We start from the raw sequence: 17,075 nt of genomic DNA, 5'->3' as shown, positions 1-17,075 counted from the left end.
TATGACCAGAGTGCTCGTTTTTGTATGCAGAATAGAAGAGTACACATTAAAGAGATGAATTCCACTCCTCTAATTTTTCATGGGAATCTTCCCATTCTTCCATTAATTGATCTTGCTGTTCTTGTAATGTTTTGTTTTCCTTTGCCAATTCTTCAGCCTTCGTCAAATCCTCGAATGTCTCAGGTAAACTTAAAAGCTTTTGGACTTCCAAAATTTTGTTTTCAATGTCTTCCAGTTCACTTTCAATCGCTTCAATTCGTCTAGTGAGTCTGCGCTGTTCTTTTTGAAACTCTTTTTGATCTTGATACGTGCGTTTGCTTTCTGATAATGGTTTATCTTCTTCAGCAGGACTCTCTTGACTGCCTTCATCTATACGTTTGAGAGCTTCTAACTCTTCCTTCTTTTGAACGTAATAGTCATAATCTCCCAAATATTCTACAGTGCTGTCTTCATTGAGTTCGATGACTTTAGTCGCTATGCGATTAATAAAGTATCTGTCGTGAGAGACGAAAAGAATCGTCCCTTCAAATTCAATCAGTGCATTCTCCAAGACTTCTTTTGAGTCGATATCCAAGTGGTTGGTTGGTTCATCAAGCATGAGGACATTATTCTTCTCCAATGCCAGTTTAGCTAAGGCTACTCGTGCACGTTCTCCTCCACTTAAAGAAGCAATCGTTTTTTCAACATCTTCACCAGAAAACAGAAAGGATCCTAGTAGTGTGCGGATAGATTGTTCAGGGAGAGTGGGGTGATCGTCCCACACTTCATTTAAAACGGTTTTGGACTGATTGAGCAGGGTTTGTTCTTGGTCGTAATACCCTATGTCTACTTTTGTTCCTAAGGAAATGTCTCCTTTTAATGGAGGAATCATCCCGATTAATGTCTTCAGTAATGTAGTTTTGCCAATACCATTAGGTCCAACAATAGCTATGGCATCTTGTTTGCGTATATCCAAGTCAATACCACCGGATAAAGCTTTCTCACCGTATCCGATATCTAAATTATCTGTTTGAATAACGACCTGCCCAGAGGGTCTATTGGTAAGAAACTGAAAATGGGCACTTTTTTCATCCCCCATGGGCTTAGATAAAGGCTCCATCTTTTCAAGTTGCTTGCGACGGGCTTGTGCCCGTTTAGTAGTGGATGCGCGCACGATATTACGTGCCACAAAATCTTCCAGACTAGCCATCTTCTTTTGTTGTTTTTCGAATACTTTCCATTCTCGTTTGATTCTTTCAGCCTTTAAATCCAAATAAGCAGAGTAATTTCCAGGATAATGAGACACACTGCCTCTGGAGACCTCATAAATCTCATTTACCACTTTGTCTAAAAAATACCGGTCGTGAGAGACAATTAAGAGAGCTTTTGTGTAGCTTTGAAGATAGCTTTCTAACCAGGCCAATGTATCGATATCTAAATGGTTTGTGGGTTCGTCTAAAACCAGTAAATCTTTCTTTTCTAATAATAAACGGGCTAAGGCCAATCGTGTTTTTTGACCACCAGAGAGTTGTTCAATAGGTGTATTGTAATCTTCTTCGTAAAAGCGAAAACCATGAAGGACAGATTTGATCTCACTTTCAATGCCATATCCGTTATTTTCCTGAAAGCGGATTTGAAGCGCATCATATCGACTAAGAAGATCTTTATATTCTACTGTATAGTGATCTAAATGCGGATCACTGATTTGCTTTTCCAACTGGGTCATTTCTGATTGAATAGCCATTAAAGGTTCGGCGATTTTGAACATTTCTTCCCAAATCGTGAGGGAAGACTCCAAGCCTGTATGTTGATCAAGATATCCAATAGTCATATCTTTTTTCTTGTGAATTTCCCCCTCATCTGGTTCCGTTTTGCCTGAAATGATATCCAGAAGGGTTGTTTTTCCAGCTCCATTTCGACCAACTAATCCTATTTTAGAGGAGTCTTTAATCTCTAAAGAAACATTATCAAAGAGCGTTTCAGCTCCGAAATGTCGTGCAATTTTTTGAGTTTGTAATACAATCATGATAGTTTCCTCTTTTTCTAAGCAATCTTATCTTCTCTTAGTTTAGCATAATCGCACACGTTAACAAACCCTATCTGGTCCCTGTTACGGGATAACTAACTTAAAGTAATATGTGCATAATCAGTGGTAACGTTCACAAATGAACAAGAAGAGTAATGGGCTGTTTATGAAACTTTAAGCTTTCCTTTAGAGATAAATCTTTATTTTACTCATAATAGTGGTATAATAAATTATGTTCTAAGGTCACTAGTTTGTGAATGCACAAAAAGAATTGACTGATTGAGGATGAAACCCTAAAGTTATATATTTAAAAGAGGAGAATAAACATGGCAGAAAAGAAAATACCAAAAGCAACAGCAAGAAGATTGCCTTTATATTATCGCTATTTACGCTTTTTATATGAAGCCGGAAAAGAACGAGTTTCTTCAGCTAAGTTAAGTGAAGCAGTAAAAGTAGACAGTGCCACTATTAGACGAGATTTCTCTTACTTTGGTGCACTTGGAAAAAGAGGATACGGGTACGATGTCGAATCCTTAATGAATTTCTTCAGTAAAAAATTAAATCAAGATCGCTTAACGAATGTTGCCTTAGTTGGAGTTGGAAATTTAGGACAAGCCCTATTAAATTACAATTTCCGTCGCAACAATAATATTCGAATCAGTGCTGGGTTTGATGTTCATGAAGACCTTATTGGAACAATTCATCAGGGTGTCCCTATTTATCATGTAGATGAATTGATTGAACAACTGGATATGCAGCAGATTGATGTGGCTATTTTGACCGTTCCTTCTGATATTGCACAAGAGATGACAGATAAGCTGGTTGAAGGGGGAGCGAAAGGGATTATGAACTTTACACCAATCCGAGTCACGGTACCTAAAGGCGTACGGGTTCATAATGTTGACTTAACAAATGAATTACAGACACTTATCTACTTCATTAACTATTACCAGGATTTTGCAGATGATTCAGAAGAAGAGGCAGATAATCCATTAGACGATCTTTTTTATAACGACTAGCACAGACAAAAGCACGACCCTACTTCCTTTATTAAATAAGGAAAAAGGGTCGTGCTTTTAGTTATGAGAGGAATCACTGCATGGATGTCAGTTTTTCTTCTGATGTTTTTTTATTCGATAATAGACTTCTGCTAAACGCGTCCCTTGAACAAAGTCTCTTGTCGCAATAAGGGCAAAAAGTATGGAGAAAAGGCTCCATCCGCTTGAACCTACTGAATCAATTGTAAAGTAAAGAAAAAGCAGGAAGAAGACATATTTAAAGCCAATTTGAAATTTGATTTGTTTTTCAGTCATCTTGAATCCTTTCTATCTTTTAGTCCTATTAAGACCTTTCATTTAAAGCAAGTTAAGAACAACTGCCATAATATTCATCAAGCAGTGAGCAATAATGGGAGTCCAAATATTTTTCGTTTTGTAGTAAAGCCACGCAAACACAAAGCCCATAGATGAATAAACTAACAGTAAACCGTCAAAATGGATAAAAGCAAAAAGTAAAGAGCTGACTACCGCTGCTCCTATGCCTCCGATTTTATCAATAAGCATACCGAATATGGCTTTTCTAAAGACAAATTCTTCCATTATTGGTCCGGCAATACCTGCTAGAATTAAAAAGACAGGGTAACTTGATACAATTTGCATAATCTGTTCTGTGTTTTGAGATTCCATGGGGGAATTTAAGACGATCACTTCGATGATGCTCGCAATATTTTGTACAAATAAGGCTATAAACACCCCTGCAATCCCCCAAGTGAGGATTTCTTTGCGCTGTTGTGAAAAAGAATCTTCGAAATCAAATTGCATCTGCTGTCTTCTAACAATCCATATCATTCCAAGAGCTCCCAAGCTGAACATCACAATGGAAAAAGTGAGGAAGAGTTCTGGTCCTGAAGATTCTGGAAAGTAAAAAGGCACAATGGCTGTGACTAACTGAATAATAATATAAAGTACAATGATTTGTGTAGCAGCTTTCTTATTACTTCGGTTAAGGTTCATTAGTTTCATCCTTTAGCAATTAAAATCCATAATACTAGTAATTTAACACAAATCAAGAAGGGTTTCCACAAAGGAAGAAATCTATTTTTTTCAAATTTAGGACTTGCAAGATTCATGAGTTTTGAATATACTAATAAGTGGAGTTAGCACTCGACACCTTAGAGTGCTAACACTCACATCTCACTAGTAGACTAGTGAATAAAAATAACGACTAATATTATACGGAGGGATTTCAACATGTTAAAACCTTTAGGAAATAGAGTACTGCTTGAAGTACAAAAAGTAGAAGAAACAACTGCAAGTGGGCTTGTATTACCAGATTCTGCTAAAGAAAAACCTCAGACAGCAAAAGTTATTGCCGTAGGAGAAGGCAGAGTATTAGATAACGGCCAACGTGCAGCGGTTGATGTATCAGTTGGTGACGAAGTCGTATTTGAAAAATATGCTGGTTCAGAAGTCAAATATGATGGAACAGAATACCTCGTTGTAAAAGATACAGACATTATTGCGATTGTGGAATAATTAAGTCGATCACTATTACTTAACTAAGGAGAGGACATACACATGGCTAAAGATATTAAATTTTCTGAAAACGCACGTGCAGCTATGCTTCGCGGAGTAGACAAGTTAGCAGATACAGTTAAAGTTACACTAGGTCCAAAAGGGCGAAACGTTATATTGGATAAGTCTTTTGGAGCACCTCAAATTACTAATGACGGGGTAACTATCGCCAAAGAAATCGAATTAGAAGACAAATTCGAAAATATGGGAGCCCAGTTAGTTGTTGAAGTAGCAAGCAAAACAAACGATATTGCTGGTGACGGGACAACTACAGCGACTGTACTAGCTCAAGCGATTGTCAACGAAGGAATGAAAAACGTCACAGCGGGTGCTAATCCTGTAGGCATTCGTCGCGGAATTGAATTGGCTACTAAAAAAGCAGTAGAGGCTTTACGTGACATTTCGATTAATGTTTCTGATAAGGAATCCATTGCTCAAATTGCTGCTATTTCTTCTGGAGATGAAGAAGTAGGAAAGCTCGTAGCAGATGCTATGGAAAAAGTGGGAAGCGACGGAGTTATTACGATTGAAGAATCTCAAGGAATCGAAACGGAATTAGATGTTGTGGAAGGAATGCAGTTTGACCGCGGTTACCTATCTCAGTACATGGTAACAGACAACGAGAAAATGGAAGCAAACCTGGATAATCCATACATCCTTATTACAGATAAGAAGATTTCTTCTGTACAAGATATTCTTCCAGTTTTAGAAAATATTATGCAGCAAAATCGTCCTTTATTAATCATTGCGGATGATATTGAAGGAGAAGCTTTACCAACTCTTGTCCTAAACAAAATCCGTGGCACACTAAATGTTGTAGCTGTTAAAGCTCCTGGTTTCGGTGACCGCCGTAAAGGCATGTTAGAAGATATAGCTATCTTAACGAATGGAACAGTTATCACAAGTGACTTAGGATTAGACTTGAAAGATGTCACAATCGATCAGTTAGGAAATGCTGGTAAAGTGACTGTTACAAAAGATGACACGACGATTGTTGAAGGTTCTGGAGAAAAAGAACACATCGAACAACGTGTGGCGATGCTACGTGCACAAGCAGAAGAAACAACTTCTGAGTTTGATCGTGAAAAATTGCAAGAACGTATTGCGAAGCTAGCAGGTGGAGTAGCGGTTATCAATGTTGGAGCAGCTACTGAAACTGAAATTAAAGAACGTAAACTACGTATCGAGGACGCTTTAAACGCAGCTCGTGCAGCTGTTGAAGAAGGTGTTATCGCTGGTGGTGGAACAGCCTATATCAATATCTTAGATAAGATTGAAGAAATTGAAGTAGAAGGCGACGAAGCAACTGGTGTACGCATTGTCTTACGTGCTTTAGAAGAACCTGTTCGTCAAATTGCTTCCAACGCTGGTTTAGATGGAAGTGTGATTGTCGAGCGCTTGAAACATGTGGAATCTGGTATCGGCTTTAACGCTGTTTCTGGAGAAATGGTTAACATGGTTGAAGCAGGTATCATCGATCCAACCAAAGTAACCCGTTCAGCACTACAAAACGCCGCATCTGTTGCAGCTTTACTCTTAACTACAGAAGCAGCCGTTGCTGAAATCCCTCAAGAAAATGACAACCCAGCTGGTGGAATGGACCCTAGCGCAATGGGCGGTATGATGTAATTCAATCGATTAAAAAGCGAGCACCTACAAGAATTGTCTTGTAGGTGCTTTTTTAATAACCAAAGTCGGACCTATCTGGGTTAACTCATAAATAAAAAAGGCGCGAGTTGATTGAGATAGCCGTATATCGATTAACTCGCTCCTTAGAAGGTGAGTGAGATAATCGAGTTAGCCCCAGCTCCATTAACTCACACAAAAAATTTAGCTGAGTTAATCGAGACAGGGAAAAAATCAATGCTGTGTTCCAAATAATTGTGTGGCATATAAAAATTCACCATCATAATGCACTCCGACACCAATTTCTTCGTAATCCGGTCGAATCATATTTTCATAGTGACCTTGGCTTTCAACCCAGCCATCGAAAATTAATTCAGCCATTTCTTCTTCGCTCATATAATACGTTGCCATGCCTAAATTTTCACCTGCGGCTCTATAATTATAATCAATGCCATCTTCATTAAAGACAGAAAAAGCATCCATTCCATTAGGACGTGTGTGTGAGAATTTCTCTTCTGTTTCTCTCGCTCGTATAATGGCTGCGGCCTTAAGCATATCATTAGATTGAAGAGGTTGACGATTTAGTTCGGTACGCAAGTCATTAACTAAATCAATAATTGTCAGTTCAACAACGTCATAATTGACATCAGTGTGCTTATTCATTAAAGAAGGAACTGGATTTTCTGAGTTTGAGTGACTGGAATCGTCTAATTGGATGATATCTTCGAAAATAGGTAGACTGCTCGTTCTAAACCGACGAATATCATTGGCATCCGGTAGATAAGATACTGTTGTTTCCATTATATGACCCACTCGGGTACCACTTAAAATCCCGCTGAAACCTAGCCAGAAACCGACTAAAACTGCCAGCAGGGTTAAGATTAGTTTTCTAATAAATTTCATTGTAATCAACCCTTTCTTTCCCCGTTATTGTATCAGAAAACCAGAGGGATAGTGTAGATAGAGTTTAATTGTCAAATTTTAGCTAAATGCCTTCATTTAGTCTATACTATTTTGTATACTAGAGAGACGATTGTAACTAAAAAGACTAAGGGTAGGTGTGAGTATAAAATGAAAAACATGAATTCTGAAAAAATGGGAACCATGCCCATTAAACGATTAGTTCTAACTCTATCATTACCCATGATGCTGTCCATGTTTGTACAGTCTTTATATAGCGCTGTAGACAGTATGTTTGTCGCTCAAATCAATGAAGAAGCTTTAGCTGCCCTATCTTTAGCTTTCCCTGTTCAAATGCTCATGATTGCCATACAAATTGGTTCAGCAGTGGGTATGAACGCGGAGCTATCTAAACGACTAGGAGAAGGAAGACGGGATCTGGCGAGTGCTGCGGCCAATCACGGGGTATTTTTATCTATCATGCACTATTTTGTTTTCCTGATATTCGGCTTATTTTTAATCCGCCCCTATTTTGAAATGCAGACAGATAATCAAGCTATCATTCAGTACGGCGTAGAATACACAACGATTATAACCACTTTATCTATTGGAAAGTTCATGCAAATCACTTATGAACGCATTCTGCAGTCAACCGGTCGCAGTTTTTACACTATGATTACCCAAGGCACTGGAGCCATATTAAATATTATATTAGACCCTATTTTAATCTTTGGTCTCTTTGGTTTACCGGCGCTTGGCGTATTTGGGGCAGCAATCGCTACGATTATAGCTCAAATCGTTTCCGCAACCATGGCTATCGTTATTAATGCCAAAGTGAATACCGATTTAGATATGCAGTATGTTGGCTTCAAACCAGACCTGGCTGTTATTAAACGAATTTACAGTGTGGGGATTCCTTCAATGGTTATGACGTCCATCACATCACTCGTCACATTGATATTCAACAATATCTTATTGCAGTTCACTACAACGGCTACAGCGGTATACGGAGTCTATACCCGGTTGCAAGGATTTGCTTTCATGCCCGTGTTCGGCTTGAATAACGGAATGATTCCTATAGTCTCCTTTAACTACGGAGCCAAAAACAAAGAAAGATTAACGGAAACAATAAAGGTCTCGCTTTTATTTGGCCTAGGTATTATGGCTATAGGAACGGTAATTTTCCAGTTATTCCCAGAGCAACTGCTTTATCTATTTAATGCGACAGGAGACATGTTAACCATTGGAACAGCTGCCCTTCGCACAATAAGCTTAAGCTTTGTCTTTGCTGGAATAAGCATTATGCTCGGTTCAGTCTTTCAAGCCTTGGGAAATGCGATGTACAGCTTGTGGATTCAAGTCTTCCGTCAGCTCATCATTTTAGTACCAGTCGCTTATCTTCTGTCCCTTACAGGAGATGTCAATGCGGTATGGTGGTCTAAACTCATCTCGGAAGTACTCACAGCTGGCTTTGCCCTATTGGCTCTGCGTTCAATATACAAAAAGAAAATCGCTCCAATGCGGTCTAAACCTGAAATAAAAGAAGAGAGACAATACGCTCCAAAATAAAACAAGAATCTATAAGTGTTGAGAGGAAGGACCATTATCTCAACACTTTTTTCTTTACCTAACATCTGCATCATTTATATAAATGCTATTAAATGATTTTTGATAAGCGAGTTTGATACACTAGTAAAAGAAGGAAGGATGAGTTAGAGAAAGGAAGAGACATATGATTCCTAAAATTATCCACTATGCCTGGTTTGGAGGAAATGAATTAGGTCCATTAGAAGAAAAATGTTTAAAAAGTTGGGAAAAATATTGTCCCGATTGGGAGATTAAACGATGGGACGAATCGAATTTTAACCCGGAAGACCATGGTCTCTACACAAAGCAAGCTTATGAAAAAGAAGATTGGGCCTTTGTTTCCGATGTCGCGAGACTCTATGCCTTAAAAGAATATGGTGGGGTTTATTGCGATACAGACATGGAATTAGTCAAGCCCATAGATAAGTTTCGCAAGTTTCCTGCGTTTTTTAGTTTTGAAATTGAAACGGAGATATCAACGGGTATCATTGGATCAGAACCGCATCATCCATTTATAGAAGAGTTATATGACGATTACGATGGCCGGGAATTTATATTACCCGATGGCTCAAGAGATGATAAGACTAATGTCATTCGGATTACAGAAATTATGATTGAGCGGGGACTGAAACCCAACAATACCTTTCAGGAAATAGAAGGCTGTACGATTTTTCCAAGAGAATATTTTTCACCTAAAGATTACTGGACGAGAGAAATTGCTAAAACAAAGAATACACATGGAATTCATCAATTTACAGGCAGTTGGTTATAAGAAGAGAAGTCAGGACTTTGTTCTGGCTTTTTTGTTTTGGAGAAAAAACTATTAAGAAAGAAGTACAAACGGTATAATGAAAGAAGTGAAAAATCAAGGGGAGGACGATTCGATGCGATTATTTAAAAATGGAAAAATTTATATGGAAAGAAATCAGTTTACTGAAAGCATGATTGTAGAAGACAACCGTATAATGAAAGTAGGAGCTAACGAGGAGTGTGCGGCAAAGTATACTGGGACTGAGGTTGTTGATTTAGAAGGGAAAACGGTATTGCCCGGTCTGATTGATACGCATCTTCATTTTTTAATGACCGCCGAGTACCTCTCACTGCTTCCGATTACAGATGTGACATCCATGAGTGAGCTTATTCAGCGCACGACACGTTACATAGAGGAAAACGGCTTAACTTCTGAAGATATTGTGTATACCGAAGGCTGGAATCATACCCAATTTACGGATGAAAATCGGCTCCCTACAAGAGAGGATCTGGATAAAATCTCTACAATCGTTCCTATAGCGCTTGTGAGAGTAGACAGACATATGATGAGCTTGAACACGGCTGCTCTTCATCGCTTTAACATTCATAAGGACACAGAACTGGAAGTCGGGGGAGAAATACAAAAAGATGTCAATGGAAATCCGACGGGTGTTTTGACCGAAGGAGCTGTGGATCTGGTTCGTTCCCAACTGCCTGTAAAAACAGTTAGTGAGAAGAAAGCCTTGTTGATGGATACGATGAGGTTAGCCAACAGTTTAGGCTTAACGTCCATGCATACGAATGATGCCAAAGATGAGAACATATTTGACACTCTGAAAATCTATGAAGACTTGGATGCAGACGGCCAGTTGACGATACGATTCTACCAGCAAATCTGGTTTAATAACGGAAAGTATATGCCTGATTTTTTAAATAGCTCTTATGCGTTCCATCAAGGAACAGCGTGGAATAAAATAGGGCCAGTGAAGTTGTTTATTGACGGGACACTGGGTTCTCGAACAGCTGCTTTAAGAGAGCCTTACGCAGATGATCCAGACAATAAAGGAATCCTGACTAAGTCACAGGAAGCCTTGAATCAAGAAGTAGCTATGGCCGTGGACAATGGCTATCAAGTCATCATTCATGGAATCGGCGATAGAGGAATTGAAACGATTCTCAATGCGTTTGATCAGGCACTGGATGGAAAACCGAATGATTTGAGACTGGGTGTCAACCATATGCAGCTGACGTCGGGTGTTGATCTTATCGATCGCGTAGCTGAAAAGGGCTACCTCACTTATGTGCAGCCTATATTTATTGACGATGACCTACCGATTGTTTATGACCGAATGGGAACTGAGCGAGCAGAAGGGTCTTATTTATTTAAATCGATGAAAAACAAAGGGATTCATCAGTCATTCAGCAGCGATGCCCCTATTGTTTCCTTCAATCCTTTTTACAACATTCAGTGCGCAGTTACACGAAATCGTTTAGAACACCCTGCTGAGCAGCCATACTTATCTGAAGAGGCTATGGATATATATGAGGCCATTGATGCGTATACGTACGAGGGAGCTTATGCTAGCTTTGAAGAAAATGAAAAGGGGCGTTTGAAAGAAGGCTTTCTAGCTGATTTCATCATTTTAGAACAAGATATATTTACAGTAGCAAAAGAGAAGATTAAAGACACTACCGTTGTGTCGACTTATGTAAACGGGAAAGAAGTTTACAAGAAGGAGAACTGATATGAAGGAAAGGTTATTGACAAAAGATTTTTTTAGAAATATCACCTTGATCACTTTGGGCTCATTTTTGTATGCCCTTAGTGTCAATGCATTTACATTGCCTAATGATTTATCAGAAGGAGGGTTGACGGGTTTTTCTCTGATTTTATTTTATTTAACAGATATTCCTCCTTCTTATACTATTTTCACATTAAATATTATTATTCTTGGTATAGGTTATAAATTCCTAGACAAGCAAACCCTTTATTATACATTGATTGCAAATGCCATCATCTCTGTGTTGCTTTTAGTTGTCACCCCCTGGACGTTTGTCCCTGAAAATCAAATTTTAGCCCCTATTGGAGCAGGTATTTTCATGGGTTCTGGTATAGGTCTGATCATGTTAGGTCGGGGAACAACAGCCGGGAGTGACATTATTGCGAAATTAATGCACAAATACTTAGGGGTGAGTATTCCAGCTGGCCTTTTATTGATAGATGTCTGTATTGTCGTACCGAGTGCTTTTATTATTGGAGCAGAAAATGCTTTTTTAACTTTAATTAATCTCTATATATCGAATAAAGTGATTGACTTTTTCCTAGAAGGATTGAATCCTAAAAAATCATTTTTTATTGTTTCCGAGAAATACAATGAGATTGCTTCTGAAATCGAAAAGCAGATTGGCAGGGGGATTACTATATTAAATGGAAAAGGGTATTTCACCCAAGAAGATAAACAGATATTATACATCATTATTAGTCGAAGAGAAGTGCTTCAAATTAAACGAATCGTTGAAGCGATTGACGATAATGCGTTCATGACTATTTCTCATGTTCAAGAAGTAGCGGGGGAAGGCTTTACTTATCTTTCGCCGGAAACACAAGCTGAGCGCATTACTGATGCGGAAGATGCCTGGATAGAAGAACAGAATAGTTGAAATCAGATAGAGGTAAGATAAAATAGTGATTATGTCATCAAACCAAGGAGGCTTATTGTGTGGAACCGATTATCCAAGTTAAAAACGTGTCTTTTGAAGTAGACAAACAAATGATTTTGAAGGATGTCTCATTTGACATTCAAAAAGGGGAGAGAGTCACCATCACAGGACCGTCTGGTGGAGGAAAAAGTACGTTACTGAAAATTATAGCCAGCATACTTACTCCAACAGGAGGAACTGTTTCTTATCAAAATAAGGATATTCAAGAAATGGATCCTTTAGACTACAGGAAAGACGTGTCTTATTTTTTTCAAAATGCGACGTTGTTTGATGAGACAGTGGAAGACAACCTGACTTTTCCCTTTGACATTAAAGATGAAGAGTTTGATAAAGAAAAATGTCTGCGTATGTTAGCGCGTGTCAAATTAGATGAGACGTATTTAAAAAAACCGATAAAAGAATTATCTGGAGGAGAAAAACAGCGGGTTTCAATAGTAAGAAATCTTTTGTTTCGTCCTCAGGTTTTATTGTTGGATGAAATCACGAGTTCACTGGATGCGGAGAACAAAGATATTATCTATGCTATTTTAGACGAGCTGACGAATGAAGAAGCTATTACCATTCTTTTCGTCACACATGATGCACGAGAGATTGAGATGTCTCACCGAGTCATTACTATTCATAAAGGGGAAGTGGAGAATACACAATGAATGAACAGTTAGAAATCAACAATGTATCCTTAATACTGACGACCTTGCTCCTGGTTATAGCTATCCTCGTAGCCTATAAGGAAAAACTGGGTTTAGGAAATGATATTCTTATTGCTGGAGTGCGTGCCTTTATTCAGCTGTTTATTATCGGGTATGTTCTAAAGTATATTATTGAAGTAAACAACTTCTTCTTAACTTTACTCATGGTGTTATTTATTGTCTTTAATGCGGGTTATAATGCCCATAAGCGGAGTGAAGGGATACCTAATACGTTGTTTATCTCCTTGTTCTCCATCAGTTTAGGAACAGCTGTCACATTAACTATATTAGTTTTGACTGGTGCCATCGATTGGACACCGACGCAAATTGTTCCTATCTCAGGAATGGTTGCGAGCAACGCTATGGTGGCTATCGGTCTCACATTTCGCACGCTCAACAGTAAATTTACTGATTTGAGACAACAGGTATTGGAAAAATTAGCTTTAGGAGCCAATGAAAAGCAAGCTTCAATGACCATTATCCGTGAAAGTGTGAAAACAGGCATGAGTCCGTCCATAGACAGCACTAAAACGGTAGGCTTAGTGAGCTTACCCGGTATGATGTCTGGATTAATTATTGCAGGAGTGGATCCTATTGAAGCGATACGCTACCAAATTGTGGTGATGTTTATGATTATTTCAGTAACGAGTATAGCAAGTTTTACAGCCAGCTATATGGCTTACAGGCAGTTTTTCAATGAAAGAAAACAGTTAATTCTATAAACTTGTTGATAAATCCCCTTTAAAAACGGTAAACTTACCGATTTAAAGGGGGATTTTATGACAGTTCTGTGTAATATGCCATTTGTTTGACATATATAAGTGTAGAGTATTAAAAAAAATACGAACTAACTAAAAGGAAGTTACAAGTTTAGGAATATCCTTTATTCTCGCAGAATTCATGCTAAGATACGTATCAGTTGATGAGGCAAGACCTTTTATCAACGTAGCAGACATATATTAAAGGAGAATCCTAATGTATATTCAAGTCAAACATTTAGTCAAAGCAGGCATCACTTTATCTGCAGCTACATTATTTCTGTTAGGTAATGATACGGATGCGAGCGCTCAGGAATACAGTCACTCGAATTGGGAAGCCAGAACGGTTTCTGAAATTAGAGAAGAAATTAACTCACAAAAAGAAGAACAAAACGCCGACAATGGAACAATCGAATACACCTTCCAATGGGGAGACACGCTTTGGGGCATATCTGAAGCAACCGATTTTTCAGTTGACAAATTAGTTCAAGTGAATGACATTGATAACCGTAGTTTAATTCACGTTGGAACAACGATTTATTTAAGTGAAGACACGTCTATCATCTCTGTTAAAAACGAAGAAGACATTGTCAGTTATGATGTGTCTACTGATGAGGTAACAGAGACAGAAACGCCAGCTGAAGTGGTAGAAGCTCAGGAAGAAGAGGAAACTCAAGAAGCAGAAACGACCGTTGAAACCAGCGAACCGGAAGCAGAGACGACTCCTCCAGCTGAAACAGCTGAAACGGAAACGAATCAATCGAACGGCTATACGTTAACTGTTGAAGCAACAGCTTATTCTCGTAATCAGCCATCATTGAGTAATTTTACTTTTACTGGAATTGATTTAAGAGAGAATTCACGTGTCATTGCCGTGGATCCGAATGTTATTCCTTTAGGTTCAACTATTTATGTCCCTGGATATGGAGAGTATGTGGCAGGCGATACAGGTGGAGCTATCAAAGGAAACCGTATTGACCTTCATATGGAAGATTTACAAGCAGCTATCCAATTCGGAAGACGCACCTTAGAAATTCAAGTGGTAGAATAACCCATTACAAGCTATAAATGCTACTCAAATGAGTAGTGTTTATAGCTTTTTTATACATAAAACACTCATGTAATCTCTTGTTTATATATGTTAAATTAGACACACAAATGTAAAAGCGTTTCCTTTCTTTTTGAAAAGTATTCATGTTAGGGTATATCTATAGATGAAGATTACTTGTTTCTCCGAGATACCTATATTAATAAATGATTTAATTCGCATATTTATAAAGAGATTAAGTTGAGAAACTCAGTCCTTATTGTCAAGGCATATCACTTTTATTTAATGCCCTATTTTGATAGAATTTCGGTAGATAGAAGTAATCTGTACAAAAGGAGAGGAACAGATGAAGAAGGTAACGAAGTTAATGATGTTGTCGATGACTGCTGGTTTACTCTTGGCAGCCTGTGGGGATGGAGAAGATATGAATGAAGAGTTCCCTGGAGTAGATGATCCGGCTGTTGAAGACCCTCAAGTTCCTGAAGAAGAAATGGAAGACGGGGAAGTAGACGATAGCGCTGTAGACGATGAACTAGATAATGATGCCGGCGACGATGTAGACGGTTAAATGAAGTGAAAAAGGCATATGTAGGTAACGTATGGAGGAGAGATACCTTATGAAGAAAGTGAGCAAATGGTTAGCTGTTTTAAGTTTATCAGGCGGCTTATTACTGGCAGGATGTGCAGACCCTGATGAAGTGGATGAAGGGGACCTTCCAGCTGTAGAAGAGCCAGCAGACGATAACTTAGACGACGGCATGGATGATGGATTAGATGGCGATGTAGACGATGACACAGATGTGGAATAGTTAAAAGTAAAAAAGAATATGTTTTAATCATATAAAGGAGAGAGAATAATGAAAAAATTATCAAAATTATTAGCCATGACCATGACAGCGGGTATGCTTTTAGCTGCTTGTGGAGAACCGGCAGACGAGCCCGTAGATGATCCAATGATGGAAGATCCAGTGGATGATCCAGCAATGGATGAGGGTGTCGATGATGGTATGGATGACGGTATGGACGAAGACGTCGAATAGTCTAGTCACTTATGATTATTAGGTTCATATGAAAAAAGAGGAGTGTCGCCACATATAGATTGTGGCGACACTCCTTTACTTATTAATCAAGCAGAGCATTATGTTTAGCTTCCACTTCTCCTCTTTTCACGTAAACACGTGGAATCCGTTTGCCGATTCCACAAAGAATTTCATAATGAAAGCTGTCTGTCATATCTGCCATGGTGTAAATAGAAGGATAACCTGCTTTGGGATCCCCAATAAAGACGAGTTCGTCATCTTTAGTGAAATCAGGAATATGGGTTACTTCCACCATCATTTGGTCCATACAAATTCTCCCTACAATCTTCGCCTTTTCACCTTTAGAAGTTAAAAACCAGCGATTGGATAGCTCTCTGGGGATACCGTCTGCGTACCCAATAGTCAGTGTCGCGATTTTTTCGCCTTGATAAGTTGCATAGGTCCGACCGTATCCGATCGTTTCTCCTTGATTGACTTCTTTAATAGCAGCTGCTTGTGTGCTGATTTTCATTATGGGCTTCAAATCTATTTTATCTTCTAAGGTCTTGTCTGGATGATAACCGAATAAGGAGATACCCGTACGAATCATATCCATATGATAGTCAGGATATAAGAGGGTAGCCGCTGTATTGGCACAATGGTGGAGCTCAAAAGTAAAGTGGTTATTTTTTAGAAAATCAATGATTGACACAAAAAAGGCGTACTGCTGATGAGTATAATCTGGACTTTCTGTATTCTCTGCTTCGGCAAAATGTGTGTAAATGCCTTCGAAATGGATAAAGTCAGAAGTCATTAGCTGAGCCATTCTGAGCGCTTCTTCTTTTGAGCGAGCGCCGATTCTTCCCATACCTGAATCAATTTTCAAGTGGATAGAGACAGTCTTTTTTAATTTGTTTGCATAGGTATTGACGGCCTCTGCAATTTCTTCAGAGAAGACAGTGATAGCAATGTCCTTTTCAATAGCTACAGGAATGGTTTCTGGTTCAATAGGGCTAAATAACAAAATAGGACAGGATACCCCTGCCTCTCTTAATTCAACGGCCTCATCTAAAACGGCTACGGCTAAGAAGTCAATCCCTTGTGATTCTAAATGTTTGCCTACTTCCACTGCCCCATGTCCATAGGCATCTGCTTTTACAACGCCCATAAATTTGGTGGAAGGAGAAATGAATTCTCTCACTTGCTTGTAATTATAACTTAACTTATCTAAATCTATTTCTGCTTTTGTATGACGGTAACTTCCAAATTGCATGATTCACAGCTCCTTTATGCTTTAAAACGTGAAATATAATAAAGACTTATATGCTTTTTCTTAGTTGTTTTTTCTCATATTGTTATAGTAACATTAATAAGAAAAAATGAAACAAAAAATAAACGG

At 38.5% G+C, this 17,075-nt stretch carries 17 protein-coding genes and 1 pseudogene; 13 read left to right on the top strand and 5 right to left on the bottom strand.

All coding sequences use genetic code 11. The features are described 5' to 3' along the window. Window positions 1–46: 46 nt before the first annotated feature. On the bottom strand, window positions 47–2,005 hold the full coding sequence (locus ABDZ53_RS03315) for an ABC-F family ATP-binding cassette domain-containing protein (RefSeq protein ID WP_343753955.1): 1,959 nt from the start codon (window positions 2,003–2,005) through the stop codon (window positions 47–49). A gap of 326 nt (window positions 2,006–2,331) precedes the next feature. Here ABDZ53_RS03315 and ABDZ53_RS03310 point away from each other — a divergent pair, with 326 nt between their 5' ends. Further along, on the top strand, window positions 2,332–3,024 hold the full coding sequence (locus tag ABDZ53_RS03310) for a redox-sensing transcriptional repressor Rex (RefSeq protein WP_343753953.1): 693 nt from the start codon (window positions 2,332–2,334) through the stop codon (window positions 3,022–3,024). 87 nt (window positions 3,025–3,111) lie between these two features. Here ABDZ53_RS03310 and ABDZ53_RS03305 read toward each other — a convergent pair whose 3' ends face one another. Both ABDZ53_RS03305 and ABDZ53_RS03300 read right to left on the bottom strand, forming a co-directional pair. Then, window positions 3,112–3,318, bottom strand: coding sequence for a DUF4305 domain-containing protein (locus ABDZ53_RS03305; protein ID WP_343753951.1), 207 nt, complete (start codon window positions 3,316–3,318; stop codon window positions 3,112–3,114). Between the two features lie 42 nt (window positions 3,319–3,360). Next, the gene (locus ABDZ53_RS03300) at window positions 3,361–4,017 is read right to left on the bottom strand and encodes a CPBP family intramembrane glutamic endopeptidase (RefSeq protein WP_343753949.1); all 657 of its coding nucleotides are present in this window, start codon (window positions 4,015–4,017) and stop codon (window positions 3,361–3,363) included. 237 nt (window positions 4,018–4,254) lie between these two features. Here ABDZ53_RS03300 and groES point away from each other — a divergent pair, with 237 nt between their 5' ends. Together groES and groL are read left to right on the top strand one after the other, a co-directional pair. Beyond that, window positions 4,255–4,539, top strand: a complete 285-nt coding sequence (gene groES / locus ABDZ53_RS03295; protein WP_343753947.1) for a co-chaperone GroES — start codon at window positions 4,255–4,257, stop codon at window positions 4,537–4,539. Between the two features lie 42 nt (window positions 4,540–4,581). Next, window positions 4,582–6,207, top strand: a complete 1,626-nt coding sequence (gene groL, locus ABDZ53_RS03290) for a chaperonin GroEL (protein WP_343753945.1) — start codon at window positions 4,582–4,584, stop codon at window positions 6,205–6,207. A gap of 231 nt (window positions 6,208–6,438) precedes the next feature. Here groL and ABDZ53_RS03285 read toward each other — a convergent pair whose 3' ends face one another. Further along, a complete protein-coding gene (locus ABDZ53_RS03285) occupies window positions 6,439–7,107 on the bottom strand; it encodes a CAP domain-containing protein (protein WP_343753943.1) in 669 nt (222 codons plus the stop codon). Window positions 7,108–7,275: 168 nt separating this feature from the next. Between ABDZ53_RS03285 and ABDZ53_RS03280 the strand changes: the two genes are divergently transcribed. The 10 genes and pseudogenes from ABDZ53_RS03280 to ABDZ53_RS03235 all read left to right on the top strand — a co-directional run bounded on the left by ABDZ53_RS03280 (window position 7,276) and on the right by ABDZ53_RS03235 (window position 15,697). Then, the gene (locus ABDZ53_RS03280; RefSeq protein ID WP_343753941.1) at window positions 7,276–8,673 is read left to right on the top strand and encodes an MATE family efflux transporter; all 1,398 of its coding nucleotides are present in this window, start codon (window positions 7,276–7,278) and stop codon (window positions 8,671–8,673) included. Between the two features lie 160 nt (window positions 8,674–8,833). Next, window positions 8,834–9,463, top strand: a pseudogene (locus ABDZ53_RS03275) (glycosyltransferase family 32 protein); the annotation flags it as partial. Window positions 9,464–9,575: 112 nt separating this feature from the next. Continuing rightward, window positions 9,576–11,186 (top strand): amidohydrolase, encoded by a 1,611-nt coding sequence (locus ABDZ53_RS03270; protein WP_343753939.1) that lies wholly within the window; start codon window positions 9,576–9,578, stop codon window positions 11,184–11,186. A 1-nt stretch (window position 11,187) separates the two neighbouring features. After that, a complete protein-coding gene (locus tag ABDZ53_RS03265; RefSeq protein WP_343753937.1) occupies window positions 11,188–12,102 on the top strand; it encodes a YitT family protein in 915 nt (304 codons plus the stop codon). Window positions 12,103–12,161: 59 nt separating this feature from the next. Continuing rightward, window positions 12,162–12,812 (top strand): ABC transporter ATP-binding protein, encoded by a 651-nt coding sequence (locus tag ABDZ53_RS03260; RefSeq protein ID WP_343753935.1) that lies wholly within the window; start codon window positions 12,162–12,164, stop codon window positions 12,810–12,812. After that, a complete protein-coding gene (locus ABDZ53_RS03255) occupies window positions 12,809–13,573 on the top strand; it encodes an ABC transporter permease (RefSeq protein WP_343753933.1) in 765 nt (254 codons plus the stop codon). The genes ABDZ53_RS03260 and ABDZ53_RS03255 overlap by 4 nt, the downstream gene beginning before the upstream one ends. Before the next feature lie 253 nt (window positions 13,574–13,826). After that, window positions 13,827–14,660, top strand: coding sequence for a 3D domain-containing protein (locus ABDZ53_RS03250; protein ID WP_343753931.1), 834 nt, complete (start codon window positions 13,827–13,829; stop codon window positions 14,658–14,660). Window positions 14,661–15,003: 343 nt separating this feature from the next. Continuing rightward, window positions 15,004–15,225 carry a hypothetical protein gene (locus ABDZ53_RS03245; RefSeq protein ID WP_343753929.1) on the top strand — a complete coding sequence of 74 codons (222 nt, stop codon included), beginning with the start codon at window positions 15,004–15,006 and terminating at the stop codon, window positions 15,223–15,225. 49 nt (window positions 15,226–15,274) lie between these two features. Continuing rightward, a complete protein-coding gene (locus ABDZ53_RS03240; RefSeq protein WP_343753927.1) occupies window positions 15,275–15,466 on the top strand; it encodes a hypothetical protein in 192 nt (63 codons plus the stop codon). A gap of 48 nt (window positions 15,467–15,514) precedes the next feature. After that, window positions 15,515–15,697 carry a hypothetical protein gene (locus ABDZ53_RS03235; protein WP_343753925.1) on the top strand — a complete coding sequence of 61 codons (183 nt, stop codon included), beginning with the start codon at window positions 15,515–15,517 and terminating at the stop codon, window positions 15,695–15,697. Window positions 15,698–15,779: 82 nt separating this feature from the next. Here ABDZ53_RS03235 and alr read toward each other — a convergent pair whose 3' ends face one another. Continuing rightward, a complete protein-coding gene (gene alr, locus ABDZ53_RS03230; RefSeq protein ID WP_343753923.1) occupies window positions 15,780–16,949 on the bottom strand; it encodes an alanine racemase in 1,170 nt (389 codons plus the stop codon). Window positions 16,950–17,075: the final 126 nt, after the last annotated feature.

Source organism: Alkalibacterium iburiense, from assembly GCF_039521845.1.
Classification (GTDB): domain Bacteria; phylum Bacillota; class Bacilli; order Lactobacillales; family Carnobacteriaceae_A; genus Alkalibacterium; species Alkalibacterium iburiense.
The sequence above is the reverse complement of the archived record's forward strand: the minus strand, read 5'-3'. Positions and strand labels throughout refer to the sequence as shown.

Bases quoted from the DNA above. Each gene is read 5' to 3' on its own strand.
- ABDZ53_RS03270 (WP_343753939.1), top strand. From the start codon at position 9,576: ATGCGATTATTTAAAAATGGAAAAATTTATATGGAAAGAAATCAGTTT.
- ABDZ53_RS03305 (WP_343753951.1), bottom strand. From the start codon at position 3,318: ATGACTGAAAAACAAATCAAATTTCAAATTGGCTTTAAATATGTCTTC.
- ABDZ53_RS03280 (WP_343753941.1), top strand. From the start codon at position 7,276: ATGAAAAACATGAATTCTGAAAAAATGGGAACCATGCCCATTAAACGA.
- groL (WP_343753945.1), top strand. From the start codon at position 4,582: ATGGCTAAAGATATTAAATTTTCTGAAAACGCACGTGCAGCTATGCTT.
- alr (WP_343753923.1), bottom strand. From the start codon at position 16,949: ATGCAATTTGGAAGTTACCGTCATACAAAAGCAGAAATAGATTTAGAT.
- ABDZ53_RS03235 (WP_343753925.1), top strand. From the start codon at position 15,515: ATGAAAAAATTATCAAAATTATTAGCCATGACCATGACAGCGGGTATG.
- ABDZ53_RS03310 (WP_343753953.1), top strand. From the start codon at position 2,332: ATGGCAGAAAAGAAAATACCAAAAGCAACAGCAAGAAGATTGCCTTTA.
- ABDZ53_RS03240 (WP_343753927.1), top strand. From the start codon at position 15,275: ATGAAGAAAGTGAGCAAATGGTTAGCTGTTTTAAGTTTATCAGGCGGC.
- ABDZ53_RS03245 (WP_343753929.1), top strand. From the start codon at position 15,004: ATGAAGAAGGTAACGAAGTTAATGATGTTGTCGATGACTGCTGGTTTA.
- groES (WP_343753947.1), top strand. From the start codon at position 4,255: ATGTTAAAACCTTTAGGAAATAGAGTACTGCTTGAAGTACAAAAAGTA.
- ABDZ53_RS03265 (WP_343753937.1), top strand. From the start codon at position 11,188: ATGAAGGAAAGGTTATTGACAAAAGATTTTTTTAGAAATATCACCTTG.
- ABDZ53_RS03300 (WP_343753949.1), bottom strand. From the start codon at position 4,017: ATGAACCTTAACCGAAGTAATAAGAAAGCTGCTACACAAATCATTGTA.
- ABDZ53_RS03315 (WP_343753955.1), bottom strand. From the start codon at position 2,005: ATGATTGTATTACAAACTCAAAAAATTGCACGACATTTCGGAGCTGAA.
- ABDZ53_RS03255 (WP_343753933.1), top strand. From the start codon at position 12,809: ATGAATGAACAGTTAGAAATCAACAATGTATCCTTAATACTGACGACC.
- ABDZ53_RS03250 (WP_343753931.1), top strand. From the start codon at position 13,827: ATGTATATTCAAGTCAAACATTTAGTCAAAGCAGGCATCACTTTATCT.
- ABDZ53_RS03285 (WP_343753943.1), bottom strand. From the start codon at position 7,107: ATGAAATTTATTAGAAAACTAATCTTAACCCTGCTGGCAGTTTTAGTC.